The organism is Companilactobacillus kedongensis (assembly GCF_003946625.1).
GTDB classification, from domain to species: domain Bacteria; phylum Bacillota; class Bacilli; order Lactobacillales; family Lactobacillaceae; genus Companilactobacillus; species Companilactobacillus kedongensis.
In genome coordinates, this window is the sequence record NZ_RHOR01000034.1 from 1 (window position 1) to 1,592 (window position 1,592).

The window sequence follows — 1,592 nt, forward strand, 5'->3', positions numbered from 1 at the left end:
CAGTGCGCCCGGCATGGGTGTTAACTTGGTGGTGAAAGTCCACTGTGAGCCGTAGTAGTCGGAATCACTAGTTGAGGGAAAGGGTGTTCACCGCGAGGTGGAATCTGAAGGAAGCCTAAGACAAAGTACCGAGCTGATGTACAAGAAGTGGCTATAAGGCCGGACTTGCTGGACAAGGGTGCTGTGCAATCCAAATCCAATACTACTCAGAATGCAAGTACGGTAAAGCCAACAGCTACATGGTACGAAAGTTAATATTCTTACCCGGGGAGATCTGTATCGTATGTTTGGCAAGGAAACGAAATGTATCCTACAAGCAAACTAGTCAGTGATGGCTAGCTGAACGATACAGAAGTCAGCCGAGGTCATAGTAGTCGCTTGCGACGAAGGACCGAACATTAATAACTCTTATTGAAATTGAAGGTGGAAGCAGTGCGACAATCGCAGAAAATAGAACAAGTGTCTGGCCATATGAAGAAGATAGGTCTGGAAGACCGAAGACAATCGGAGGAGCGTAGTGCAGCTTTTGGTGAAAATACAATTAGGAGTGGCATTTCATTCAAAGAATTAGTTATGAATAGAGATAATCTTAATACAGCTTATAAAAAGGTTTATGGAAATAGAGGTGCAGAAGGAATAGACGGCATGTCTGTCTATGAGCTTTTGGATTACCTTAAAGAGAATAAGTCTCAATTTATTGAATCATTGAGAGACCTTTCATACAAACCAAGTCCTGTCAGAAGAGTAGAAATACCCAAACCTGACGGAACTAAACGTAAGCTGGGTGTACCAACGGTCGTTGACCGTTTTGTACAACAGGCAATTGCACAAGCAATCACGCCTGTATTTGAGAATGTATTCTCAGACAACAGTTTTGGATTTAGACCAAATCGTAGTGCCCATGATGCTATGAAACGTGTCACAGAATTTTACAACCAAGGCTATCACGTAGTGATAGACCTTGATTTGAAGTCTTACTTTGACACGGTCAATCATGACCTACTAATGAAGTTCATCAAACAATATATTAATGATGAATGGCTATTGAGAATGATTCGTAAGTTTCTAACTAGTGGAATAATGGATGGGCATATTTTTCAGAGGTCCGAGAAAGGCACGCCACAAGGTGGCAATCTTTCTCCATTATTAGCCAATATCTATCTAAATGAACTCGACAAATTATTAACCGCGCGTGGGCATAAGTTTGTTCGTTATGCCGATGATTGTAATATATACGTCAAAAGTAAACGTGCGGGATTTAGAGTATTAGGTAGTATTACTAAGTTCCTTGAGAACGACCTGAAAGTAACAGTCAATCAGAAGAAGACCAAAATTGGTTCTCCCCTCAGATTGAAATTTCTAGGATTCTCTCTTGGTATGTCGGCTAAGGGCACATGTTTGCGCCCAAGCCAACAGGCTAAGAAGAGAGTTAAACAATCACTCAAGAAAATAACGAAAAGAAGTCGAGGTAGAAGTCTCGATGTACTTTTCAAGGAAATCAGACAGAAAATGACTGGTTGGCTAAACTATTATGGAATTGGAAGTATGAAGATATTTATCAGAGATCTAGATGGATGGCTTCGTACAAGAAT

The 1,592-nt window shown here is 40.9% G+C and carries 1 protein-coding gene; it reads left to right on the forward strand.

Features of this window, described 5'->3' with window-relative positions:
- Positions 1-432: 432 nt before the first annotated feature.
- On the forward strand, positions 433-1,592 hold a 1,160-nt coding region (gene ltrA / locus EKM60_RS11055), incomplete at its 3' end, for a group II intron reverse transcriptase/maturase (protein ID WP_125715385.1).